This is a genomic window from Streptomyces sp. NRRL F-5126, assembly GCF_000721265.1.
Classification (GTDB): domain Bacteria; phylum Actinomycetota; class Actinomycetes; order Streptomycetales; family Streptomycetaceae; genus Streptomyces.
Genome location: NZ_JOFZ01000006.1, coordinates 75,808 through 99,174 on the forward strand (window position 1 = coordinate 75,808; position 23,367 = coordinate 99,174).

The following is a 23,367-nucleotide window of genomic DNA, read 5'->3' on the forward strand; positions in this document are numbered from 1 at the left end:
GGGGCTCAGCCCACGGCGGTGAGCCACTCCCGCACGGCGGAGACGTCACCGGCGTCCGAGATCAGCCCGACGTAGCCGTCGGGGCGGATCAGCACGAGGGTGCGGTCGCCCGCGCCGTAGGCGGCGGCGAGGTGGCCTCCGGTGTCGGCGACGTCGTCGGGCCCGGCCGGCTGCCCGCCGACGACGCGCAGCGTCCTGAGGCCGGACGGAGGGGGCGCGACGGCGTCGGCGGCGCTCGCGGTGCCCGTCGCGCCCGCGGCACCCGTCGCGCCGAAGTCCAGGAGCGTGAAGCGCCCGCCGCGCGTCAGGTCGAACAGCCGGCGTCCGCCTGCCGCCGTCGTCAGCCCGGTCGCGTCGGGGGCGCGATCGCCGGCCCTGAGCAAGCCCGCCTCGTCGCGGGCGTCCCGGGCGTCCCGGCTGTCCCGGTCGTCGCGGGCGAGTGCGGAACCGCGGTAGCCCACGCCCAGCTGAGTCGTGCTCGCGTCGCGCTGCACGGACATGCCGTTCTGTTCGAGCGTCCGGCGCAGGCGCTCGTTCGAGAGCGCGAGCACCCCGGCCGCGATCGGGCGCCGCTCGGCCTCGTAGGTGTCGAGAAGCGCACGCGGGGCGCCCTGCTCGACGGCCGCGAGCTTCCAGCCGAGGTTGTGCGCGTCCTGCATGCCGGTGTTCATCCCTTGGCCGCCTGCGGGCGAGTGGATGTGTGCCGCGTCGCCCGCGAGGAACACGCGGCCCTCGCGATAGCGGTCGACGAGGCGGATGTTGGCGCGCCACAGCGACGACCACTCCGGCTCGCGGAGACGGATGCCGGTGCGGCCGCTACGCCGTTCGAGGATGGCCTGCATGTTCGCCAGGCTGAGTTCGGGGTCCTGACCCGGAGCGATGAGGGCCTGGTACTGGAAGACATCGGTCGAGGGCAGCGGGCAGAGGCCGACGAGGCCTTCCTCGTGGCGCCACATGTGCCAGGCGTCGCGGTCGAGGCCGTCGAGCGCCACGTCCGCGACGATCATCCGCACCTCCTCGCGCGTCTCGCCCTCGAACGCGATGCCGGCCTGCTTGCGCACGACGCTGTGGCCGCCGTCGCAGCCGACCAGCCTGCGCGCGGTGACCGTCTCCGTCTCGCCGCCCTTGGCGACGACGGCGGAAACACCGTCCTGCGACTGTTCGAACCCGGTGAGTGCCGTGCCGAACTCGACCTCGCCGCCGAGCTCCGCCAACCGCACCCTGAGCGCTTCCTCGATACGCCATTCGGGCGTGATCAGGCTCGTCGTGTACGGGACGTCGGGGCGGTCCCGGAGCGACTCGGGCTCGCCACCACCCAGCGTGACCCGGCCGTCGGGGGCGGTCGAACGCATCGGCATCGCCATCAGGCCGTGCGCGATGACGCGGTCGACGATGCCGAGATCGTCGAGCAGCTCCAGGGTGCGCGGCTGGATGCCCTTGCCGCGCGAGCCGGGCTGCGGGCCGCCGGACGCCTCGATCAGGCGGAACGGGACGCCGCGGCGGGCGAGCTCGCAGGCCAGCGTCAGGCCGGTCGGGCCCGCACCGACGATCAGCACCGCGGTCGACGTACCCGTTGTCCCGGTCGTCCCGGTTGCCCCGGCCATCTCGATCACCTCGTCAACTCGCACAAGAAAGTAATCCCTATCTCGGCATGGTAGGCAGGGTTGCTAAGAAAGGCAAACCTTTCTATCGTGGCGTGGTGGTTACAGAGGATCCCGGCCCCGCCCGCCGCCGGCGTCACGGCAAGGAGCTGGAGGCCGCGCTGCTCACGGCGGGGTGGGACGAGCTGGTCGAGGCCGGGTACGCGCGCCTGACGATGGGCTCGATCGCCGCGCGCGCCCGCACCAGCGAGGCGGTGCTCTACCGGCGCTGGGCCAACAAGGACCAGCTCGTGCTCGCCGCGATCGAGCACCACAGGAAGGCCAACCCGGTCGCCGTCCCCGACACCGGCACCCTGCGCGGCGACCTGCTCGCCCAGCTGACGGCCATGAGCGAATCGCTCGCCGGGTTCTTCGCCATCGCCGCGGCCGCCGCCTTCTCGGGGCTGCTGGCCGACACCGGCCTCACCCCGTCCGAGGCCCGCGAGCGGGTGATGGCCGCGCAGGGGCTGCCGCACGTGCGGGCCGTCTACCAGCAGGCGCACGACCGGGGCGAGATCGACCTCGAACGCATCGACCCCGCCGTGCTGGCGATGCCGTTCGACCTGGTCCGGCACGACATGCTGATGGATCTGGGACCGCTGGGCCCCGAGCGCATCAGGACGATCGTCGACGCACTCTTCCTGCCGCTCGTACGCGGCCACCGGACGGACGGGGACGCGCCCCCGCCTTCATCGTCCTGACGGATGTGCGGCGGGGACGCCGCCGCCCGCCGGCTCCCGCAGGAGCTCCTCGATGCCCAGCAGGAATGTCTCGGACACCAGCGCCGGGTCGAAGAGGCAGCCGGCCGCCATCGCGCCGTCCCGCAGCATGACGAAGTGCCGGCCGGCCGCGTCGGCAGGCGCGTGACCGGCCTGTTCGAGCAGCTCAGTGACGGTGTTGAGGAACCACTCCCGGTGGGCCAGTACGGCCTGGTGGACGGGGTGCGCCCGGTCGGGGTACTCGGCCGCCGCGTTGAGGAAGGCGCATCCGCGGAAACCGGTCGACTCGATCCCGTCGGCGATGGACCGGCCCACGGCGCGCACCCTGCCGGCCGCCGAGTCCGCACTCGCCGCCGCGGCGGCGACCTGTGCCCTGATCCCCTGGTCGGCCTGGTCGAGGTAGGCGAGGATCAGATCCTCCTTGCCGGCGAAGTGCCGGTACAGCGTCGCCCGCGTCACCTGCGCCTCCGCGGTGATCCGGTCGACGCCGACGGAGTGGATCCCCTCCGTGTAGAAGATCTTCGTCGCCGTGCCGAGCAGCCTGGCCCGCGCTTCGGACGTGCTGCCGCCTGATGTGCCCCGACTCATGGACCCAGGCTATCGCACTCCGGAGGGAGAACGTTCGGTCTTGACAATCGCTCGTCCCAGCCCTTTGAATGCCGGTGAGGCACCGATACCGAACGTTCTCCCTCACTGCTAGTACCGCATCGCCACCGAAAGGCATCCCATGAACGCTCTCGCCGACCAGAGCCCCGCCCCGGCCGCCGTCCCCGCCGCCGCCCTCCGGAAGCTGTACGTCCTGCGCTTCGCGTTCGCCGCGGTGTGGGCGATCCTGCTCTTCGCGTCCGCCGGCACGCTGGGCCCGCTGAGCGCGACCCTGCTGGTGATCTACCCGCTGTTCGACGTGGCGTGTGCCGTCGCCGACATCCGGTCGGCCAGGGCGAGCCAGGGCCAGGTACGCGCCCTGTACGTGAACATCGCGCTCAGCTCTCTCGCCGGCGTCGGCCTCGTCCTCGCCGCCACGTCCGGCATCCCGTCGGTCCTGCGCGTCTGGGGCCTGTGGGCCATCACGGCGGGCCTCGTCCAGCTGGTGGTCGGTGCCGTACGGCGCGGGCTCGGAGGCCAGTGGCCGATGATCGCCAGCGGCGCGATCTCCGCCGTCGCCGGGGCGTCCTTCTTCGCGCAGGCGGGCAAGGACAACGCCTCCCTGGGCAGCCTGGCCGGCTACGCCGTCCTCGGTGGCATCTTCTTCCTGGTCTCGGCCCTCCGGCTGGGACGCGGGAAGGGACGCGCCGGCAAGGACGCGTGACCCGGGCCTCGACCGCCCGGCCCCCGACCGCCCGGCCCCCGACCGCCGCGGGCCCGACCGGCGACCCCCGCGCCGACCGGGCCCGCGGCACACGCCGCTTCGCGCGCTGCGCCCTGTGCCCTGTGCTCGACGTACGGCGCCTCGCTACAGGCCGGTCGGGAGCCGGCGGATCTGGTCAAGGCCCAGCGGGGCCGCCGGTGGCAGGGGCTTGGTCCGGTCCGCTTCGGCGGACTGGAGGAAGTAGGCCACCAGCCGTCGCGACGCGGGCTCCGAGACGTGGGGCGGCTGCGCGGCGAGTCCGTTGTTGGCGAGCAGGAGCACCAGCACGTCGCTGGGGTCGAAGTCCCCGCGCAGGCGGCCCGCTTCCTTGGCGCGCTGGACGAGCCGCGCGAGGTCGGGTTCGGCGCGGTCCCATTGGCGGCGGCCGTCGTCGGTCTCCCCGTACTGCGCGAGGAAGGCGCTGGTGAAGCCGCGGTCGGCGACCTGCGCGGCGCACACCGTCTCGACGAAGGAACGGAAGCCGTGCCACGGGTCCGGGTCGGCCAGCGCTTCGTCGAAGGCGGTGGCGCACTCGGTGAGCTGGTCGTCGAACACCGCCGCGACGAGCGAGGCGCGGGTGGGAAAGCGGCGGTACAGCGTGGCGGCTCCGACGCCGGCGCGGCGCGCGATCGCGCTGATGGGTACGGCCGTTCCACGCTCCGTGAACGTCTCGTGAGCCGCCCGGACGATGCGGTCGCGGTTGCGCTGGGCATCGCTGCGCAACCCGCCGGATACACCGTTCCCGCTGTCCGGTGATTCCCTGATCGTTTTCCGGGAGAGATCGGCAGGCATTTCTCTCACTTTCTCGCATGTGGAAACAGTCGTCCACTTCTCAGGTTAGCGTGGCCGGCAGGCGGCAGCACCGCCCTTACCGTCACCGCATTCCGAGGAAGCGAAGAACGCCATGAAGATTCTCATGTTCGGCCGAGGAACGATCGCCATGCTCTACGGCTGGGCGCTGGAAAAGGCCGGAAACCAGGTCGATTTCTATGTCCGTCCCGGCAGAGCCGCGCAGTACGGGCCCGAAGTGGACCTGCGGATCCAGGACGGACGGGCGGCCGCAAGGGGGTGACGGTCGGCGAGACGTGGCCGATCACCATGCGCGAGGAGCTGGACGCCGGCCACGACTACGACCTGATCATCCTGAGCGTCAATCACGACCAGCTCGACTCGGCGGTCACATTCCTGAGCACGCGCGTCGGCAGGGCGACCGTGCTCGTCTTCAACAACGTCTGGACCGAGCCCGCCGACGCGGTGTCCGGTCTGCCCGGCGACCAGGTCGTCTGGGGCTTTCCCGGCGCCGGCGGCGGCGTCTCGGGCAGCGCGCTCCGCGGCGGGCTGCTGAAGCCCGTCTTCATGGGCTTCTGCGGCGACTCGAACCGGACCGACCGCTACCGGCAGGTCCGCGACCTGTTCAGGCGCTCCGGTTTCAGGGTGTCCGAGCAGCGCGACTTCCGCAGCTGGCTGTGGTTCCACTTCATCATGGACGCCGGCCTGCTGGCGCAGGCGATCAAAGCCGGCAGCTTTTCCAGGATGGCCGCGTCACGCACCGCCGCCAAGGAATCCGTCCTGCTCATTCGCGAAATGGTTCCGCTGCTCAAGGCGAAGGGCGGGACGCCGAGGCTGGGCGCCGCCGCCTTCTCGTACATTCCTGCCGGGCTGCTCGGCTTTCTCCTGCGTAAATTCCTGGGCGCGGAAACCATTTACGGCTCCATCATGGCGCAGGCCGAAGAAACGGGGCACCTCGGGCCGGAAGCCATGAGCCTTTACACCAAGGACGTGCTGGCCGAGGCACGCAGGTTGGGCGTTGCGCTCCCCCGGATGACCGCGCTTGAGCCGCTGTTCGCGTAGCACCGCCTGCGTACCGCCCGCGCCGCCCGCGCCCGCTACGGCCGGGCGGACGTGACGGAGGCCATGGCCCCGAGCCCCGCGGCGGTGCTCCAGGCGACCGCTTCGTCGCGGGTCACGTCGACCTCCCCGCCGAGCCAGCTGTCGATGATCCGCAGGACTGCTCCGACCACCGCCACCGCGGCGACCCGGGCCCGCCCGGCCCCGAGGGGCGGCGCGGCCGCGGCGCGCTCCGCGATGAACCCCCGCTCCACGATGGAGGCGAGGTCGTCCAGCGCACGGGCGCGGCGCGATGCGACAGCGCCTCCGGCGCTCTGGGCACGGGCCACGAAGCGTCCCTTGGCGGGTACGGCCAGGAGGACGTCGAGCCCGCGCGATACGGCCCGGCGCGCGATGTCCGCCGGCGGCGCGTCGGCAGCGGCGACCACGGCGCGCACCGCTGCCCGCACCTCGCCGGTGATCTCCTCGAAGAGCGCACCCATCAGGGCGTCGACGTCCTCGAAGCTTTCGTAGAAGTAGCGGCGCGTCAGGCCGGCCTCGTCACAGACACGGCGCGCGCTCACACCGCTCCAGCCGTCGGCGTCGAACACCTTCAGCGCCGCGCTGAGCAGTGCCTCGCGCCGCTGTGCGACGCGGTCCTCTGCCGGGGTTCCGCGGTAGGGACGCACCAGAGGCGGTATGACCATGACCTCATGTTGACACACCTCGGTACCAGAAATACATTTCTGGTACCAGCCGGTATCAACTTAACGGCCACCGGCCGCCCCGGACGAGGGAACCCACATGGCACGCCGAGACTTCGACATCACCGTCCCCGACCTGCACGGGAAGCGTGCCGTCGTCACCGGGGCGAGCGACGGGATGGGGCTCGGCATCGCGACGCGCCTGGCCGCCGCCGGAGCGCAGGTCGTCCTGCCCGTCCGCAATGCGCGCAAGGGGGATGCGGCGCGCGCCAGGATCCGTCAGCAGGTCTCCGAGGCGGACGTGTCACTGCGCGCACTCGACCTGTCCTCGCTGGACTCGGTCGCGGCGCTCGGCAGGACCCTCCTCGAGGAGGGCAACCCCGTGCACCTGCTCGTCAACAACGCCGGGGTCATGACGCCGCCCGAACGCCGGACGACCGCCGACGGCTTCGAGCTGCAGTTCGGCACGAACCATCTCGGCCACTTCGCCCTGGTGGCGCACCTGCTGCCGCTGCTGCGCGCGGGCCACGCACGCGTGACGTCGCAGATCAGCGTCGCGGCGAACCAAGGCGCCATCAACTGGGACGACTTGAACTGGGAGCGGTCGTATCGCGGCATGCGCGCCTACAGCCAGTCGAAGATCGCGTTCGGCCTCTTCGGCCTGGAGCTCAACCGGCGCAGCGAGGCCGGCGGCTGGGGCATCACGAGCAACTTGTCGCACCCGGGTGTCGCCCCCACCAACCTGCTCGCGGCCCGCCCGGAGGTCGGACGCGACAAGGACACCCTGGGCGTGCGGCTGATCCGCGCCCTGTCGTCCCGCGGGATCCTCCTCGGGACGGTACGGAGCGCGCAGCTACCCGCCCTCTACGCCGCCACCGCGCCCGACGCCAAGCCGGGCGGCTTCTACGGCCCCAGCGGGCCGGGCCACCTGGGCGGCCCGCCGACCGAGCAGAAGCTGTACGGCAGGCTGCGCGGCGCCGACGAGGCGCGTCGCGTCTGGCGGTTCTCCGAGGAACTCACGGGCGTGCGCTTCGAGGAACAGCCCACGCACGGCTGAAGGCGCCCGGCTCCGGTCCGGGAGCGCGGCTGCGGGGGCGTTGATGACCGTTCGGCACGTCATCGCTCGGCGGCTACCTGGGCTCCCACGCCCGCACGAGATCCTCCGGCCCCCCAGTGCGCGGTCAGCGGAAGCTCTTCTTCCATGCCGCAGCGGGAAACCGCTACCAGGGGCGTATCCGGGGCAGTGCCCGGCACGGTGAGCATGGCGCGCACCAAGGCGTCGTAGTCGTGGCGGTCGAAGGGCTGATTCTCCAGCCACTTGACCGACCCGACGGGCCACTCGCCGTCAGGCATCAGACGCAGCAACGACTCGCGGATCAACGGCTCGACGGCTCGGCCCCGCCACGTGGTCCACGAACGCTCGATGCGTTCCAGTGCCAAGTCACCCCGGCCACGGTCGATCAGGGGGATCGAGCGTGCCAGGAAAGCGAGCCAGAACCTCAGATACGGGTCGGCGATCCGGTAGCGCTTGTTCTTGCTGTCCGGCTTGGCGGACAGGGGGAGGTCCGCGGCCAGGACCCTCTTGTCCTGCAGCGTGGCCAGCAGCGGGGAGAGCGTGCCGGACGGCAGGGCGTTGGCACCACCCGCTCGGGCCGCCATCGTGCCGAACGTACGCTCACCGCTGCCGACCGCTTCCAGCACGGCCCGGGAATACGAAGCCTCGGGGAACCCGCCGTTGACCAGCTGGGCGTCGACAGCCTCTGCAGGGCCGAGCCCGGTCATGGATCGCACGTCAGCCGGATTCAGGGGGTGGACGGTCGTTTTCGCCGCTCGGCCGAAGAACGGGCGCCCGCAGGACTGCAGTGCCTCCATCACCGACATGTCGCTGCCGACCAGCAGCAGCAATACGGGCTTGGAGGACAGCGATACGGGGTGAGTCATCCGGCACCGCGAGCGCCAGCGAGCGCAGAGCCAGGTTCCAGTCTTGCGCCTGGAGGCCGGCGACCAGCCCCGCCCCCGGTAGCGGCGGCTCTGCGCGAGTGTGGCGACGAAGTCGGCGCGCTCGGCCACCGGGTTGCGTCCGCGGGTGGCCTGGAAAACCGCGTACGGCGCTCCCGCGCGGTCGCAGAACTCCTGGGCCAGGCGCGACTTCCCCACACGGCGCCGACCGGTCATGATCACAGCCGGCCCGCGAGTGGCCCCGCCGCCTCCTGAAACCGTCCGGTGCTGCTCGGCCGGCAGCGCGAGATCCCCGGCTCGACCTTTACGAAACCGACCTCAGCGAACCGCACGAGGACGGCCCACTCCGAGTGGGGGAATCCCCCGCGTCGTAGGCCCCCTGCGGCTCCTCCGCCACCTCAGCCGTCACGGCTCGCTCGGTGACATGAAGATGCGGTTTCGCCCCTTCGAGTCGAAGCCTGCACCGCCGGCCGTGGAGCGCGGCGGTCAGGACGTCGAACGCGAGGCGTTCGGTCAGCGGTGCGTGATGCCGGTCTTGGCGTTGGGGCCGAGGGTCGGTTCGGTGACGGGGACGTCACCGAGGGCCTCGTCGACGGCGGTCAGCAGGTCGTCGGGCAGCTCGATGCCGGAGGCGGCGGCGTTGCTGTGGACCTGTTCGGGACGGGAGGCCCCGGTGATGGCGGAGGCGACCTCGGTACGGCGCAGGACCCAGGCGAGGGCGAGGGCGGGCATGCTCATCCCGGCCTGTTCGGCGATCGGCACGAGGCGCTGGACCGCAGCGAGGGTGGCGTCGCTGTAGACCAGGTCCTTGGACACGGCCATGTCGGCGGAGGCGAACCTGCTGCCTTCCGGCACGGGCTGTCCTGGCTTGTACTTGCCAGTGAGGACGCCCTGGGCGAGCGGGGACCAGACGATCTGGGAGATGCCGTTGGCCGCGGACAGGCCGAAGACCTCCGCTTCGGGGGCCTGCCAGAGCATGGAGTACTGCGGCTGGGAGGAGACGAACAGGTCCGGCCCCGCGATGTCGATCGCGGCCCGGATCTGCTCGGGGGTCCACTCGCTGAAGCCGAGGTAGCGGGCCTTGCCCTGCTCGACCACCTTCTGCAACGCCTCGATCGTGTCCTCGATCGGCACGGCGGGGTCGAAGCGGTGCGCCTGGTACAGGTCGACGTGGTCGGTCTTCAGGCGGGTGAGGGAGGCGTCGATCTGCTTGGCGATCTGTGCCGGGGACAGGCCCTGGTCGGCAGGGTCCTCGGACATCCGGCCCCAGACCTTGGTGGCCAGGATGTAGGAGTCGCGGGGGTGGGCGGAGAGGATCTCGCCCCAGGCCGTCTCGGCGGCTCCTCGGCCGTAGACGTTGGCGGTGTCGAAGAAGTTGATGCCCGCCTCGAACGCCGCCTCGGTGCAGGCCCGGGTCTGGTCGGCCTCGATGCCGCCGGCGTAGGTGAGCCAGGATCCGAGCGAGATCTCCGAGACCTCCAGGTCCGAGCTGCCGAGTGTGCGGTATCGCATGGGTGCTCCTTGCTCCCGTGGGGAGATGTCCGGCGGTAGGTGTCCGGTGCCGGTGCGGGTCAGCGGTGGCGGGCCGCCGGCTCCAGGGCGGGGTTGATGCAGCTGCTGTCGGCTGTGTTGATGACCGTACCGGGCGTGACGATCTCGGGCAGACGATGCGGGCGGCCCACCCGCGATCCGGGGTGCTGAAAGGCCGGCGGCAGGGGGTTCGCAGAATGACACCCGGGCGTTCGCTGTACGGCTCGGCCGCCGCATCGCGCCGCCGTAGCGTCCCTGGTGCCAAGGCCCGGTCGAGCACCCGGCGCGGCGACGGCCGCCGCGAGCCCGACGGACGCGGGGATCCGGACACGCCACGCGAACAGGCCCATGGCAATCGGACGCCAGACAGGAAGGAGTGCGGCGATGACGTCGGAACCACTGCCGAACGCACTCACCACCGAGCACCTCATGGCGGCCGCGACCCTTGAGATCATCCCGCTCAAGGGCGCCCGGGAGCAGATCCGGGCCGCGCCCGCCGATGCCACGGTCGCGATCACGTGTTCGCCCAGGTTCGGGCTCGACCGCACCTTGGAGGCGTGCGCTCTCGCCGTCCGCTCCGGGCGACGGGTGGTGCCGCATCTCGCCGCCCGCATGGTGCCCGGCCCGCGCGCGCTCACCGACTTCGTCCGGCGGATCGAAGACCTCGGCATCACGGAGCTGTTCGTCGTCGGAGGCGACGGCGAGACGCCGGTCGGCCCCTACCACGAGGCCGGCCACGTGCTGGAGGATCTGCGGGGGCGCGACCACGGCCTGACCCGTCTGGGCGTCGGCTGCTACCCCGAAGGCCATCCCCGTATCGACGACGAGCGGCTCTGGGCCGCCCTGGAGCGCAAGCAGAAGCTGGCCACGTACATGGTCAGCCAGATGTGTTTCGACGCCACGGTCGTACGCAAGTGGCTGTGCCGGGCCCAGGAACGCGGGATCGGACTGCCGCTGCGGGTGGGCGTGGCCGGGCCGTTGAAGATCACCAGGCTCGCGGAGCTGTCCCTCAAGGTCGGTGTCGGCCAGTCGCTGCGCTACCTGAGCAAGCAGCGCGGCATGGTCGGCAACGTCCTGCTGGGCCGCGCCTACGACCCCGCGCCGTTCGTCAGGGCGACCGCCGGTGCGGCCGGAATCGAGGGCCTGCATGTCTTCAGCTTCAACCAGGTTCCCCAGTACATGGCCTGGCGGGACGCGCACATGCCCCGGCCGGACGCTCGGCAGGCGGCCGGCGAAGCCGGCCCGCGGTAGGAGCCCGGCGGATCTCATGAGCGATGCCGTCATCACCCTGTCGTGCCGGGACCGGCCCGGGATCGTACGTGCGGTCACCGGATTCGTCGCCGATCACGGCTGCAGCATCACCGAGAGCCATCAGTTCATCGACCCCGATACCTCACGCCTGTACATGCGCCTGGCGTTCAAGGCGGTGGTGGACGCCACTTGTGACGTCGACCTGCTCGGCAAGGAGTTCACCGCGGTCGCCCGGGAGTTCCTGATGAGCTGGGAGATCGTGGACGCCACTCGTCGCGCCCGCCTGATCATCCTGGTCAGCAGATTCGGCCACTGTCTCAACGACCTGCTCTACCGTGCCAGGGCCGGTCAGCTGAACGCCGACATCGCGGCGGTGGTCTCCAACCATCCCGACCTCGAACCGCCGGCGGCCGCCGCGGGCGTGCCGTTCCCGCACATACCGGTCACCGCGGCCACCAAGCCCCAAGCCGAGGCGGAGCTCCTGCGGCTCGTCGGCGAGCTGGAGGCCGACGTGGTCGTGCCGGCCCGCTACCTGCAGATCCTCTCGGCGGATCTGTGCTCCCCTCTCGCGGGACGGGCCATCAACATCCACCACTCGATGCTGCCCGGCTTCAAGGGCGCCAAGCCCTACCAGCAGGCGTGACCGCGCTGGGCCGCGACAACGAGTCGCCGGCACTGGCACGTGCCGTGCAGTGGCACGTGGAGAACCGCGTGATGCTCGACGGGCACCGCACGGTCGTGTTCCGATGAGTACCACACGCGATCACGCGTAGGAGCCCGAGGACCTGACCCACGTCCGGGGCCGAGAGCGAGAGCGAGAACGGGATGCTCGATCAGGACAGCACCGTCGCCCCGCGGGAAGGCCGCTACGACGGGCCGTTGCGCGCCTACGAGCGCTACCGCACCAGGGACCCCGCTCAGGCGTCGGCCCTGGCGGCAGGCGTCCTGTCCGCGAACCAGCTGGTCGTGCCCGGTCACGACCGCCGATTCGAGGCCACCTGCCGGGCTGTCCGGGTCCACTCCGCTTCGCTGCTCTACCTGACCTACGGCACCGATGTCGTCGTGGACCGGGTCGTCGCCGACCGGATCAAGGCCTCGCGCCGCGACCACCTCGCGATCCTGTTCCCGGTCCACGGCGGGCTGCGCCTGCGCACCCAGGGCCGGGAGTTCGACGTCCTGGCCGGGGAGACGGCGGGGGTCACCAGCTCACGTGACACCATGCACGCGCGATTGGGCGCCCAGGTGTCGGTCCTCACGCTGCGCGTCGACCTGCACGCGGTCGCGGCCGCGCTCGGAAACCTGCTCCTGGAACCGCCGCCCACCGACCTGACCCTGCGGTCGGGCCCGGTCGCGGGCCCCGCTCACAGCTCACTGGCGGGCACGGCGGAGCTGCTGGCGGCCAGTTACGACCGGAAGGACCCGGGATCCCCACTCCCGCCCGTGGTCGCGCGCCGCATCGAGGAGCAGATCCTGTGCACCGTGCTGCTCTCCGTCAACCACAACTACCGGGCCAGGCTGCTGGGTGAGGAGCCACGCCCGGGCCGGCGCACCGTCCGCGAGGCGATCGACCTGGTCCGCGCCGAGGATCAGGCCGATTGGACGATCCCCGAACTGGCCCGTGCGGTAGGTGTCACGGTACGGGCGCTGGAGATGGGCTTTCGCAAGGAACTGGGCAGGACGCCGCGGGAGTTCGTCCGGGAGCAGCGACTGCTGCGGGCCCACGACGAGTTGCTGCGCGCCAACCCCGGAGACGGAACCACCGTCACCGAGGTCGCGAGCCGGTGGGGTTTCTGGCATGCCGGCCGGTTCGCGGCCGGCTACAGCGGCCGGTTCGGCGTCCGTCCCGCCACGACCCTGCGGTCCGTAGGCGGCCCCGGGGTTCGCTGACCGGCACCCCTGCCTTCGCCCGACGGCTCGGTCGCGTGCGGCTCGGCTTATAACGTCACGTTCCCAGACGCGGGCCCCACCGGGCATTCCCGGGCCGGCGCGGAAGGGACGAGACATGGCCATCGAAAGCCTCGAGAACAAGATCCACCAGGCCGGCGGGCCGCTGCGCATGCTGCGCGGCGCACGCGCCGGCGCCCACCCCTTTCCCATCCCACCCCAGTTCACCACCTGGCAGGACGAGCAGAAGTCCTGGCGCGAGACCGCCGTACTGTTCGAGCAGCGCCACATGACGGACGTCTACTTCGAAGGCCCCGACGTGCGGCGCCTGCTGAGCGACGTGGCCGTCAACAGCTTCGCCGCCTTCGGGCCGATGAAGGCCAAGCAGCTCATCGTGTGCAACGAGGAGGGCCAGTACATCGGCGACGCGATCCTGTTCGGGCTCGGCGTGGAGAAGGTCAGCCTCGTGGGCGGCCCCGTCGCCGCGAACTGGGTCTCCTTCCAGGCCGAGCGGGGCGGCTACGACGTCGCGATCAGCCGCGACGAGAACGCTCTGGTCAACACGGGAGAACGCCTCGTCTTCCGCTATCAGGTGCAGGGACCCCGGGCCCTCGACATCGTCTCGGCCGCGCACGGTGCCCCGCTGCCGCGGATCAAGTTCTTCAACATCGGTGCCTTCGACATCGCCGGAGTCCGGGTTCAGGCGCTCAACCACACCATGGTCGGCGTCCCCGGGCAGGAGAGGACCGGGCTGGAGATCTGGGGGCCCGCGGGGTCCGGGCCGCGGGTCCTGGAGGCGCTACTGACCGCGGGAGAGCAGTACGGGCTGCGGCAGGGCGGGGCGATCGCGTACTCCACGACGGCGCTGGAGTCAGGGTGGTTCGGCCTGGTGGTGCCCGGCATCTACGCCGGTGGCGCCACCAAGGCCTACCGGGAGTGGCTGCCCGCCCGGGGCCTTGAGGCCGGCGCCTCCCTCGGGGGCAGCTTCGCCTCCGACGACATCGACGACTACGTCCCCACGCCCTACGACCTGGGCTACGCGAACATCATCAAGTTCGACCACGACTTCATCGGTGGCGAGGCACTGCGGCGGATCAAGACGGAACCCCACCGCCGCAAGGTCTGGCTGCGGTGGAACCGCGAGGACGTCACCCGGCTCCTCGGTGACGCCCTCCACTCGCCCGAGCAGGACCGCCCCAGGTACCTGCAGATCCCCTACGGCGTCTACGCCACCTTCCAGTACGACGCGATCCTGCACGCCGGCCGGGTGGTCGGCATCTCCAACCGCACCGGCTACACCGTCAACGTGGGCGCGTGGTCCTCGCTGGCCATGATCGACGAGGAGTTGGCCGCCGACGGCACCGAAGTGACCGTGCTCTGGGGCGACCCCCAGGGCGCCCGCCTGCGTCCCGCCGTCGAATCGCCCCACGCCCTCAGGGAGGTCCGGGCCGTCGTGAGCACCCGGCCCCTCGCCTAGCCGCTCTGCCGCACAGCCGTCGCAGCACGATGTGCCGGTACCCGGGCGGGTACCGGCACATCACGTAGGAGGCTCCGGAGCACACGGTCACGGTCTCCTGCCCGGCGTTGATCAGGTCCGGCTCGGCCGCGCCGGCTCGACCCGTGCTTCGACCGCGCCCATCTCCTCGACCGCCAAGCGAACCTCGTCGCCTGCCCGCAGCCACGGGAAGCTCCGCGAGCCGTGCACGGCCGACAGCTCCAGTACGCAGCCGGTACCCACGGTGCCGGAGCCGATCACGTCGCCCGGGAGGAGGCAGGTGCCGCGCGAGGCGTGGGCGACCATCTCCTCGAAGGACCAGGACAGGTCTGCCAGGCAGCCCGACGAATACCGAACGCCGTTGACGTGTGCGGTCATCTCCAGGTCGTAGCCCCGCCCGGACCGCCGCTCGGCCAGTTCGTCGGGGGTCAGCAGGAACGGCCCGAAGGATGTCGCCGAGTCCTTCCCCTTCACCGGTCCGAGGCCCATGTCCATCTCGTGCGCCTGGAGATCGCGCGCGCTCCAGTCGCACAGGACCATGAACCCGGCGATGTGCGCGGCGGCCTCGCCCGGGGGGATGTCCGATCCCGGTCTGCCGATGACCGCGGCGACTTCCAGTTCGTAGTCGAACCGCTCCGATCCGGGGGAGATCTCCACCGGATCGCGGGGCCCGTGGACGGCCGCGGGGTTGGTGAAGTAGAAGACCGGCTGCTCGTACCAGACGGGGCTGACCTCGCGCCCGAGAGCGCCGTACGCGGTCACCACGTGGTTTTCGAACGACATGAAGTCGCGGATGGACGGCGGCACCGGAACCGGCGCACACGGCACCACCTCGCCGGCCGGCAGCACCTCACCGGGATCGCCGAGCAGCAGGTGCCCGGCCCGGGCCATACCGTCGCCGGGCAGCCCCAGCAGGTCGATCAGCCGCGCGGGACCCGCACTGCCGTGCAGCCGGCCGCCGTCCAGCACCCCCACGTGCTCGGTGCCGTCGGCCGGCGAGAGATAGGTCACCCAGCGCATGGAGAGCCTCCTAGACCAGGCGGTATCCGGCGTCCACGACGAGGTTCTCGCCGGTGACGCTCGGGCAGGTCAGCAGGAACAGCACCGCGGCGACGATGTCATCGGGAGTGGGCAGCCGTTTGCCCGGCGTGCGCCGGCGCTGCGTCTCGAAGAACTCGGCGAGGACCGGCGCGGCGTTGTCGATCGCCGCCGTTCCCGCCACCGTGCCGGGTGTGATGGCGTTCACCCGCACCGGAGCGATCTCGACCGCGAGCGAGTTGACCAGGCCGAGGATCGCGGAGTTGGCCATCGAGAGTGTCGTGGACCCCGGCGCGGGGCGCCACATGGACAGGCCGCTGAACAGGACGACCGAGCCGTCCGGGCTGAGCCTGGGCAGTGCGTGCGCAACGGCGTTCGCGTAGCCGACGGTCTTGATGAGCATCATCCGCGCGGCGGCGTCCGCGTGGAAGTCGGCCGCGCTGTTGCGGTCGCGTTCGATGGCGGTGAGCACCAGGTGGTCGACCGTGTCGATGCCGGCGAACAGCCGGTCGAGGGAGGCGGCGTCCGCCAGGTCGCAGGCCAGCCCGCGAGCCGACGGGCCGAGTTCGGCCGCGCGTGCCGCCGCGGCGTCCGCGTCCCGCCCGGTGACGGTGACGCGCGCTCCCTGCTCCGACGCGGTTCTGGCCAGTTCGAACCCCAGGCCGCGGGCTCCGCCGATGACGAGGAGGTGTGCGTCTTTCTTGAGCATCATGCGGGTCCCCATCCTTCTACGAAGCTGACATGGCGGAGGGAAGCAACGAGGTCCCGAGCGCGGCGACCAGAACGTCCAGTTCCGCCGAGTCGCCCGCGGTGCCGAAGAGGTACCGGTCGGGCCTGATGATCACGGCCGCTGCTCCCAGGCCGGTCACCCAGTCCCGGACCTCCCCGGAGAACTCCTGGAGGACATGGATGCCGAGCGTCTCCAGCAGCGACTTCGTCCGGTCGCTCGTCCCCGACAGGACCGCGGGGTCCGCCACCAGCGCGAAGCGGTAGCCCACGACGTCGTCGAGGAGCCGGCCGCCGGCCGTTCTCGGCTGGGAACTCAGCGTGCCTGCAAGCTCGTTCGCGTCGTCGCCCACACCCGGGCCCAGGCGTGGGCGCAACGCCTCCGCCCGCAGCAGCGGCGGCTCCTCCTCCGACGCGGCCAGGGCCTCGATCTTGTTCGCCAGCCGCGCGGACAGCCTCGTGTACGTGTCCACATGCGGCCGGCGCTCGGTCTCGTAGGTCTCCAGCAGGTTCATCGGCGACTCGCCCCGAACCACCCTGCCGAGCTTCCACGCGAGATTCGTCGCGTCCCGGATGCCGGAACACATCCCCTGGCCGAGGTGTGGCGGCATGGTGTGCGCGGAGTCCCCGGCGAGCAGGAACCGGCCGGCGCGCCACGGGCCGGCCGTCAGCGACCGCCACTCGTAGACGTCGCAGCGCAGCATCCGGTACTCCTCCGGACTGAACCACGGCGACAGGACGTCGTAGGCCTTCTCGGTGCGGGCGAAGGCCGCCGAATCGTCATCGGGGCGGAGCATCAACTCGAACCGCACGCGGGGCCCGGCGATCCGGGTGAACGTCAACGGATTGCGGATCGCCCCCTGGATGAAGGCGTCGCGGCCCGGGGGGAGATTGTCCTTGGCGACGAGGGGAATGATGTCGACGATCAGTGAGCGGTGCGTCGCCCGGTGGTCGATCTGCGTGCAGCCCATGAACTCGCGCACGCCCGAGTTGGCGCCGTCGCACCCCACCACGAAGGACGCCCTGATCCGGCGGTCCAGGGCGGTGGCGGTCTCGCGGAGGTCCACCAGCACGCTGTCGCCCGCGTCCTTCAGCGACGTGACCTCCCAGCCGAAGTACGTACCGCCGTTGGCGTAGTTGTACGCGTAGCCGCGCAACACGGCCTCGAAGTCGGGCTGGTGGAACATGTAGTCCGACTGCCATCCCTGTTCGGTGCGGCCCCGGTTCATGTCCATCCGCATCACGATGCGCCACTTGTCGTCATAGTGACGGTAGATACCCATCGGCGAGAAGTCCTTCTCCAGGTGCCTCACCCCGAGTGTCTGGAACGCTCGCATCGTCTCGTCGTCGACATGTGTCGCGCGCGGACGGGCCATCGGCATCCGGCCGCGGTCGATGACGGCGACCCGCAGGCCCTCCAGCTCCAGCAGGCGCCCGAGCGCGAGACCTGTCGTCCCGCAGCCGATGACGACGACATCCACGGTGATCTCGGCATCGACATCGTGTTCGACTGTGCTGTTCATCATGGTGTCCTCACGTCTTCAGCCGAGGCTGAACTCGTCGGTGAACAAGCTGAAGCTGAGACGGACGGTTCCTTCGTTCAGCTGCCAGCCGTGCACGGTGTTCACGCGGAGGCCCTCCCGGTGGAACGGTTCCGTCTCGGAGATGGCCACCGCGGCTTCCAGGGACGGCGCCCTGATGATGGCGGTGCCACTGCCGTCCCACTCCTCGCCGGCGGCGTTGGCACCGGACAGGAACAGGACACCGTTCTTCTCCTGCGCTTCGAGCCAGAGGATGTGTTCCTGGAGATGGGGCGTCAGGTACTCCATCGGCGAGTCCACGGGATGCCTCATGTCCATCCGCACCATGTACAGCTGCACCCGGCGCAGCCTTTTCAGGTGGTCCTCAAGGTCGGGCAGGGTTCCGTCCCGGGTGGTTGTCATCTGTGATCCTCCTCAGCGGGTTCCGGCCGGTTCGTACACGTCGACATGGGAGGTGAGGGTCTTGCCTGCGACTGCTTCCAGGACGGTGCCGCCGCCGGTTTCGGCCACGGTCACGAAGAGCCGCCCGGCCGTGTCCAGGCAGCACGCGACCGGTTGGCCGTCACCCGTGCCGATCCGGGCGGACAGGCCGGAGTGGCTGACGAGTGCGACCGTGTGCGCGGTGAGCGTGCAGACCCAGACGCCGTCCGCGGCGGCGCAGATCCCGTCGGGGCGCGCTTCGGGGTGCACGACCGCGGCGAGGTCGGCGAACAGCCTCCGGTCGGCGAGCCGCCCGTCCGTCCCGATGGTGAAGGCGGTCAACCGCTGGGCCCAGGTCTCGGCGACGACGAGGGTGCGGCCGTCGTCGATGATCGCCAGCCCGTTCGGGAAGTCGACCTCGTCCGCCGCCACCGTCGCCCGCCCATCGGGCGCGACATGGATCAGACGGCCTGGCCGCGGCCGTTCACCGAGGTGTGCGGCGTAGCCGACGTCGTCGACGTAGAGACCGCCGTGGCGGTCGCCGACCATGTCCCCGAGGGGCCCGACGGCGACGGCGGACAGGTCGGCGTACGGCCCGAAGCCGGCTCCGTCCCAGAGCCCGACGCGCTTCTCGCGCATGACCGCGCCGACGAGGCGGCCGTCGGGGAGGAACCACAGTCCGTTCGACTGCGCCGCCAGCGGCGTGAACGCCCACGTGCCGCCGCTGTCCGTCCAGATCCCGCCCTTCTGCGGGTCCGAGACCCACAGCGCCCCACCGTCCCACCGGGGCCCTTCGCCCAAGGTCAGCCCGTCGCCGTACCGGCTCGCGGCGTGCCGTCCCGGTTCAGCCGGTCGCACTGTGAGCTCCGGTCATGTGGGCAGCGAGGTCCTCCGGGTCGACGAAGGACGGCGGGGGAGGCGGCCCCCAGCTGTAGAGCGCCTTGTCCGCCTCCCAGACGCGGGGGGACCACAGCGCGTCCTCGGCGATGCAGTCGAGGTCGGAGTAGTACTCGGAGAACGTCCCGGCCGGATCCCTGAGGTACCAGAAGAAGTTGGAGCCGATGAAGTGGCGTCCCAGGCCCCACGCATGGCGCTCGGGATGGCCCTCCAGCATCGCCATCGCGCCTCGCCCGATCTCGTCGACGTCGTCGACTTGCCACGCGGTGTGGTGCAGGAAGTTGACCGGCGCCTGTTGGACCAGCACGTTGTGGTGGTCGGACGAGCACCGCATGAACGCCGCGGCGCCGCGGACCTCGTCGGACACCTTCAGCCCGAAACCGTCGACGAAGAACCTCTGAGCGGCGGCCTGGTCGACGGAGCCGATCACCACGTGACCGAGCTTGCGCGGCCGCACCCTGCCCTCGCGCAGGATGCCGGGCGCACGGGCCTCCGTCCGCCCGGTGAGTCCCGGCTGGTTGTACGCGGCTTGCGGAGCCGGATGCTGGACCAGCCGCCGGGTCACCTTGGCGGTGACCCGCACGCCGGTGACCGGTTCGACCGCCGTCACCGAGTCGTCGGACACGTGCGGCTCGGCGATGCCGATGCGCCGAAGCCGACCGGCGATACGGCCGAGGTCGTCGGGGTCGTCCACGCCGATCTCCATGTGCAGCAACTGCCGGCGGGGTGCCGGCACCAGGCGGAGCTGCTTGCCACCGTCGCCCGTCGACAGCCAGCCGTCGTCCTCGCCGACCAGCCCGAAGTCCTCGTAGTAGCCGCGCACGGCCTTCGTGTCCGGCACGCCGATGGTCAGCGCGTTGAGGTGATGAAGAGGCATGAGGCCTTCCCTTCGGCATGACGTCAGGCGGTACGTGAGACGTGCCTCGGACCTTCGGCGAACGTGTGGCGCAGGCGGCCGACGCCGGAGATCCAGGTCTCCAGAACGTCGCCCGGCGCGAGGTGGCGTTTCGGCGATCGGGCGTGTCCGACCCCGGACGGAGTGCCGGTGAAGACGATGTCGCCAGGGGTCAGCGGGAGGATCGCGGAGAGCCGCTCGATCAGGGCCGGGACGGAGAAGATGAGGTCGCTGGTGCGGGCGTGCTGGACGACCTCGCCGTTGACGCTGCAGCCGATCTCGAGGTCGTCGCGATCGGCAAGCTCGTCGGGCGTGACGATCTCGGGGCCGATGGGAGAGAAGCCAGGGAAGGACTTGCCGATGCTGAACTGCGGCGGGGATCCGACCAGTTGGCGGGTCCGCTCGGACAGGTCCTGCCCGGCCGTCACGCCCGCGACGTGGTCCCAGGCGTGTTCGGCGTCGACGTCGACCGCGCGCCGGCCGATGACCACGACCAGTTCCGCCTCCCAGTCCACGGTAGCCGTCGGCAGCTTCACCTCGCCGTTCGGGCCGGTGAGGGAGGTCGGGAACTTGGTGAACACCGCCGGTTCGGGCGGCAGCGGCATGCCGCCCTCGGCAGCGTGGTCGGCGTAGTTCAACCCGATCGCGAAGACCTGCGAGGGGCTCGGGGCCGGGGCCCTGAGCCGGCACGGGTCGAACGGTTCGAGCAGGGGTGCCCGCAGGCGGCGGGCCCAGTCGGCGAACTCGTCCCAGCGGGCGAACACCGCCTGCGGGGCCGCGGCGAACCGCCCGTCGCTCGCCCGCTCCACGTCGGCGGCGCCGTCCGGGTACGTGAGCACGAGTCTGCCGTCGAGATTGGCGATACGCATGAGCGCACTTCCTCTTCCGCTTCCGCGTGAGTGGATGGCTTACCGGTCAGCAGGCACATCTGATGGCGAACTCACGTTCGTTCCCGCCGCCCAGGACCTGCGTGTGGGCCGCCGCGTTCTCGAGGACGGAGCCGCGCACCGCGTTGTCGAGGCGGTAGATGTCCGCGACGAGGGCCTCCCACTCCCGGTTGCCGTCCGGCGCCCACTGGAACGGCAGCCGCTTCAGCTCCCAGTCCCCTCCGGCCTGCTCGGCACGGTGCAGCGCGGCCTTGACGATCTCCCGCTGCTGCGCCTTCTCCCGCGGCCGGCCGGCCGTGCAACCCAGCGGGAAGTCGAGGAACGAGGCGCGGGGAGGCTTCAGGTGAGTGGCCTGCTTGTGGAGTGTGGTGATGCTGGTGGTCGGGATTCCCCGCTTTTCGATCGCCCGGGCGAGGACCCCGAAGGCCACGTGGCACTGCGGGCAGAACGGCAGCACCAGCACGAGGTCGGCCCCCATTGCCTTGAACTCCTCGACGATCCGGGGAGCGACCTCGGTCGCCAGCTCGTCGAACTGGCTGATCGAGCCGACCATCGACACTGCGTCGGCCGCGTAACGCCCGATGACACCGTCCCGTTCCAGGTCGAGCATGGTGTCCCTGGGGTAGGCCACGTTGGGGTCGGCGAGCGCGAAGGCGCGGATCGGGGTCATGTGCCCGAACAGCACGTCGTCCAGTTCGCGCTCCCTGGGCAGCAGCCGGTACGACAGGTCGCTGTGCTGCCTGAGCCGCGGCTGGTCCGGGAAGTAGGCCCCGCAGGACACCAGCAGCCCGACCGTCGCCTCACGCAGCGGGACGCTCATCGGTGTCAGCTCGGGCGGGTCGAAGTCGGGCAGCGGCTCGGGCTCTATGCCCAGCACGTTCCTGAGCAGGGCGTCGGGGTCGAACACCGGGAATCCCGGGTCCACCGGGCCGGAAGTCGTCTGATCAACGTCGGTCACGGTCATCACCTCAGAAGCAAGCGAAGGAAGCGGTTGAATACCCTCCGGGAGGGCACGAGGCGCCCGGCAGCGGGCGGCAGGCCCCCGACATGAACGGTTGGTGCGGCTCACGTCCGGGAAAGGGACGCTACGGGCCGCGCCACATCCGACCGAGCCGCTGGGCGAAGGCAGAGGAGCCCGTTGGCGAACCACGGGGCCGGCCCCGGACCTCCGGACCGCTCGGGCAACGGGGCGGTTCCGACTCGGTAGCTCCGGTCAGGTGAATGACGTGTTAGATTCCAGCGACTCCGTCCAGCGCGTAGTCGGGTAATGCCTTCGGTTACCGCAAAGGGAGATCTGGTGAACACCGAGGACCGCGAGGAAATAACCCGCCTCATCAATCGGCACGGCTATCTCATCGACACGGGCCGGCTCGACAGCCTGCATGAGATCTTCACCGCGGGCGTCGTGTACGACGTGAGCGACTTCGGTGGCGGAGAAGTCAACGGGCTGGCGGCCATGCGGGAATGGGTGCTGGCCCTTGATGACAGGAACCCGGTGGCCCACCATGTCACCAACATCGTTCTGGATGAGATCACCGATGACGTCGCACGCTGCCTTTCAAAAGGGATCGGCATCGGTGTCGATGGGACTGCGCGAAGTGTCACCTATGAGGATCGCGTCGAACGATCCGACGCAGGGTGGCGCATCACCCGCCGCACGGTAAAAGCCAGACGGACGCCGCTGCGCCCATAAATCTCATTGCCGGGACTTCTTTATCACCAGTGGCATCCTTCGACTCGCCCGGGTCGCACGCGATGCCCTCTTCGAAGCGGTCCGGTTCGTGCCGCTCCGGTCCGAGGGCTGACCACCAGGCGTACGGCCATCCGGGCCTCGCACCCACGCTCGCAGGGTTGCTGTGCCAGGCGACGAGGGCGGTTTCCGGTTCGGCCGTCGTCGACCTCGTGGCCCGGACCTCTCCGAGTCGCTACGGTTGAGCCATGACCGCACTGCCCGACTGGATGCGCCCGCCGCGCGCGGAAGGCTGGTTCGCGGAGGACCTGGACCGCCTCCCGGAAGCACCGCGCCACACCGAGCTGATCGACGGAGCCCTCGTATTCATGATGTCCCCGCAGCGGTGGTGGCACGGCCATCTCGTCACGATGCTCACCGTGGCTCTCATGGAGCAGGCTCCGGCCGACGTAAGGGTCGGACGGGAGATGACCATCAAACTCGATCAACGCAATCGGCCTGAGCCGGATCTGCTGGTGACGACGGCCTTCTTCGACGGTGACCGCACCTGGTTCGCACCGGATGAAGTACGACTCGCCGTCGAGGTTGTCTCGCCCGAGTCCGCCCACCGGGACCGCACGGTAAAGCTGCACAAATACGCGGAGGCCGGCATCCCGCACTACTGGCGCATCGAGGACGAGGACGGAGCACCCATCGTCCACGTCTACGAACTCGACGAGCCAACCGCCACCTATGTACCCGTTGGCATCTTCAGGGGCTCGCTCAACCGTCCGGTGCCCTTCGAGATCAACCTTGACCTGGAGAAGCTCGCTCCGCCCCGCCGCGGCTGAGCCGGCACCAGGTCAGGACGGAATGCGGTAGGGGCCGGACTCCCAAGTCCGACCCCTGCGACCAGCATTATGACGAAATGGCTGGC

At 70.6% G+C, this 23,367-nt stretch carries 24 protein-coding genes and 1 pseudogene; 11 read left to right on the forward strand and 14 right to left on the reverse strand.

Annotation, left to right across the window (positions count from 1 at the left end; genetic code table 11):
* Positions 1-5: 5 nt before the first annotated feature.
* Entirely contained in the window at positions 6-1,604 is a 1,599-nt protein-coding gene (locus IH48_RS0113125) for an FAD-dependent oxidoreductase (RefSeq protein ID WP_051839845.1), read from the reverse strand.
* A gap of 95 nt (positions 1,605-1,699) precedes the next feature.
* Between IH48_RS0113125 and IH48_RS0113130 the strand changes: the two genes are divergently transcribed.
* Entirely contained in the window at positions 1,700-2,341 is a 642-nt protein-coding gene (locus tag IH48_RS0113130) for a TetR/AcrR family transcriptional regulator (protein ID WP_037842008.1), read from the forward strand.
* On the opposite strand, the gene IH48_RS0113135 is transcribed toward IH48_RS0113130, so the two are convergent.
* On the reverse strand, positions 2,330-2,947 hold the full coding sequence (locus tag IH48_RS0113135; protein WP_051839700.1) for a TetR/AcrR family transcriptional regulator: 618 nt from the start codon (positions 2,945-2,947) through the stop codon (positions 2,330-2,332). The genes IH48_RS0113130 and IH48_RS0113135 overlap by 12 nt on opposite strands.
* Positions 2,948-3,086: 139 nt before the next feature.
* On the opposite strand from IH48_RS0113135, the gene IH48_RS0113140 reads away from it, so the two are divergent.
* Positions 3,087-3,668 (forward strand): hypothetical protein, encoded by a 582-nt coding sequence (locus tag IH48_RS0113140; protein WP_030903252.1) that lies wholly within the window; start codon positions 3,087-3,089, stop codon positions 3,666-3,668.
* Positions 3,669-3,812: 144 nt separating this feature from the next.
* On the opposite strand, the gene IH48_RS0113145 is transcribed toward IH48_RS0113140, so the two are convergent.
* Positions 3,813-4,499, reverse strand: coding sequence for a TetR/AcrR family transcriptional regulator (locus IH48_RS0113145; protein WP_030903253.1), 687 nt, complete (start codon positions 4,497-4,499; stop codon positions 3,813-3,815).
* 112 nt (positions 4,500-4,611) lie between these two features.
* Here IH48_RS0113145 and IH48_RS36615 point away from each other — a divergent pair, with 112 nt between their 5' ends.
* Together IH48_RS36615 and IH48_RS33230 are read left to right on the forward strand one after the other, a co-directional pair.
* Positions 4,612-4,779: a hypothetical protein gene (locus IH48_RS36615; protein ID WP_199809946.1), complete on the forward strand. Its 168-nt coding sequence runs from the start codon at positions 4,612-4,614 to the stop codon at positions 4,777-4,779.
* Positions 4,776-5,558, forward strand: coding sequence for a ketopantoate reductase (locus tag IH48_RS33230; protein ID WP_199809947.1), 783 nt, complete (start codon positions 4,776-4,778; stop codon positions 5,556-5,558). The genes IH48_RS36615 and IH48_RS33230 overlap by 4 nt, the downstream gene beginning before the upstream one ends.
* Before the next feature lie 35 nt (positions 5,559-5,593).
* Here the strand turns inward: IH48_RS33230 and IH48_RS34355 are convergent, their stop codons facing one another.
* Positions 5,594-6,241: a TetR/AcrR family transcriptional regulator gene (locus tag IH48_RS34355; protein ID WP_051839702.1), complete on the reverse strand. Its 648-nt coding sequence runs from the start codon at positions 6,239-6,241 to the stop codon at positions 5,594-5,596.
* A 97-nt stretch (positions 6,242-6,338) separates the two neighbouring features.
* Here IH48_RS34355 and IH48_RS0113160 point away from each other — a divergent pair, with 97 nt between their 5' ends.
* A complete protein-coding gene (locus IH48_RS0113160) occupies positions 6,339-7,295 on the forward strand; it encodes an SDR family oxidoreductase (protein ID WP_030903256.1) in 957 nt (318 codons plus the stop codon).
* Between the two features lie 59 nt (positions 7,296-7,354).
* Here IH48_RS0113160 and IH48_RS33235 read toward each other — a convergent pair whose 3' ends face one another.
* Together IH48_RS33235 and IH48_RS0113170 are read right to left on the reverse strand one after the other, a co-directional pair.
* Positions 7,355-8,413 (reverse strand): ATP-binding protein, encoded by a 1,059-nt coding sequence (locus IH48_RS33235; protein WP_234434237.1) that lies wholly within the window; start codon positions 8,411-8,413, stop codon positions 7,355-7,357.
* 297 nt (positions 8,414-8,710) lie between these two features.
* Complete coding sequence (locus tag IH48_RS0113170) at positions 8,711-9,709, reverse strand: aldo/keto reductase family protein (RefSeq protein ID WP_030903257.1); 999 nt, start codon at positions 9,707-9,709, stop codon at positions 8,711-8,713.
* Positions 9,710-10,111: 402 nt separating this feature from the next.
* Between IH48_RS0113170 and IH48_RS0113180 the strand changes: the two genes are divergently transcribed.
* The 4 genes and pseudogenes from IH48_RS0113180 to IH48_RS0113195 all read left to right on the forward strand — a co-directional run bounded on the left by IH48_RS0113180 (position 10,112) and on the right by IH48_RS0113195 (position 14,339).
* Positions 10,112-10,978 (forward strand): methylenetetrahydrofolate reductase, encoded by an 867-nt coding sequence (locus IH48_RS0113180; protein ID WP_051839704.1) that lies wholly within the window; start codon positions 10,112-10,114, stop codon positions 10,976-10,978.
* A 16-nt stretch (positions 10,979-10,994) separates the two neighbouring features.
* A pseudogene (locus tag IH48_RS33240) lies at positions 10,995-11,728 on the forward strand (formyltetrahydrofolate deformylase).
* A gap of 75 nt (positions 11,729-11,803) precedes the next feature.
* Positions 11,804-12,865, forward strand: coding sequence for an AraC family transcriptional regulator (locus IH48_RS34360; RefSeq protein ID WP_051839705.1), 1,062 nt, complete (start codon positions 11,804-11,806; stop codon positions 12,863-12,865).
* Positions 12,866-12,980: 115 nt separating this feature from the next.
* A complete protein-coding gene (locus IH48_RS0113195) occupies positions 12,981-14,339 on the forward strand; it encodes an aminomethyltransferase family protein (protein ID WP_030903261.1) in 1,359 nt (452 codons plus the stop codon).
* Between the two features lie 111 nt (positions 14,340-14,450).
* Here IH48_RS0113195 and IH48_RS33245 read toward each other — a convergent pair whose 3' ends face one another.
* Genes IH48_RS33245 through IH48_RS0113235 form a run of 8 tightly spaced genes read right to left on the reverse strand, consistent with a single transcriptional unit; the run spans position 14,451 to position 21,719 of the window.
* Positions 14,451-15,377 (reverse strand): fumarylacetoacetate hydrolase family protein, encoded by a 927-nt coding sequence (locus IH48_RS33245; RefSeq protein WP_037841876.1) that lies wholly within the window; start codon positions 15,375-15,377, stop codon positions 14,451-14,453.
* A gap of 10 nt (positions 15,378-15,387) precedes the next feature.
* A complete protein-coding gene (locus IH48_RS0113205; RefSeq protein WP_051839707.1) occupies positions 15,388-16,107 on the reverse strand; it encodes an SDR family oxidoreductase in 720 nt (239 codons plus the stop codon).
* Between the two features lie 16 nt (positions 16,108-16,123).
* Positions 16,124-17,647 carry a bifunctional 3-(3-hydroxy-phenyl)propionate/3-hydroxycinnamic acid hydroxylase gene (locus IH48_RS0113210; RefSeq protein WP_078849693.1) on the reverse strand — a complete coding sequence of 508 codons (1,524 nt, stop codon included), beginning with the start codon at positions 17,645-17,647 and terminating at the stop codon, positions 16,124-16,126.
* A gap of 15 nt (positions 17,648-17,662) precedes the next feature.
* Complete coding sequence (locus IH48_RS0113215) at positions 17,663-18,064, reverse strand: YciI family protein (RefSeq protein ID WP_051839710.1); 402 nt, start codon at positions 18,062-18,064, stop codon at positions 17,663-17,665.
* A gap of 12 nt (positions 18,065-18,076) precedes the next feature.
* Positions 18,077-18,940, reverse strand: coding sequence for an SMP-30/gluconolactonase/LRE family protein (locus IH48_RS33250; protein ID WP_051839712.1), 864 nt, complete (start codon positions 18,938-18,940; stop codon positions 18,077-18,079).
* Positions 18,927-19,856 (reverse strand): VOC family protein, encoded by a 930-nt coding sequence (locus IH48_RS0113225; protein WP_030903271.1) that lies wholly within the window; start codon positions 19,854-19,856, stop codon positions 18,927-18,929. Before IH48_RS0113225 ends, IH48_RS33250 begins: the two co-directional genes overlap by 14 nt.
* 23 nt (positions 19,857-19,879) lie before the next feature.
* Positions 19,880-20,743: a fumarylacetoacetate hydrolase family protein gene (locus IH48_RS0113230; protein ID WP_030903272.1), complete on the reverse strand. Its 864-nt coding sequence runs from the start codon at positions 20,741-20,743 to the stop codon at positions 19,880-19,882.
* A 46-nt stretch (positions 20,744-20,789) separates the two neighbouring features.
* Positions 20,790-21,719 (reverse strand): hypothetical protein, encoded by a 930-nt coding sequence (locus IH48_RS0113235; protein WP_158710290.1) that lies wholly within the window; start codon positions 21,717-21,719, stop codon positions 20,790-20,792.
* A 339-nt stretch (positions 21,720-22,058) separates the two neighbouring features.
* Between IH48_RS0113235 and IH48_RS0113240 the strand changes: the two genes are divergently transcribed.
* The gene (locus IH48_RS0113240; RefSeq protein WP_030903274.1) at positions 22,059-22,454 is read left to right on the forward strand and encodes a nuclear transport factor 2 family protein; all 396 of its coding nucleotides are present in this window, start codon (positions 22,059-22,061) and stop codon (positions 22,452-22,454) included.
* A 245-nt stretch (positions 22,455-22,699) separates the two neighbouring features.
* Positions 22,700-23,281, forward strand: a complete 582-nt coding sequence (locus IH48_RS0113245) for a Uma2 family endonuclease (protein ID WP_030903275.1) — start codon at positions 22,700-22,702, stop codon at positions 23,279-23,281.
* Positions 23,282-23,367 lie beyond the last annotated feature (86 nt).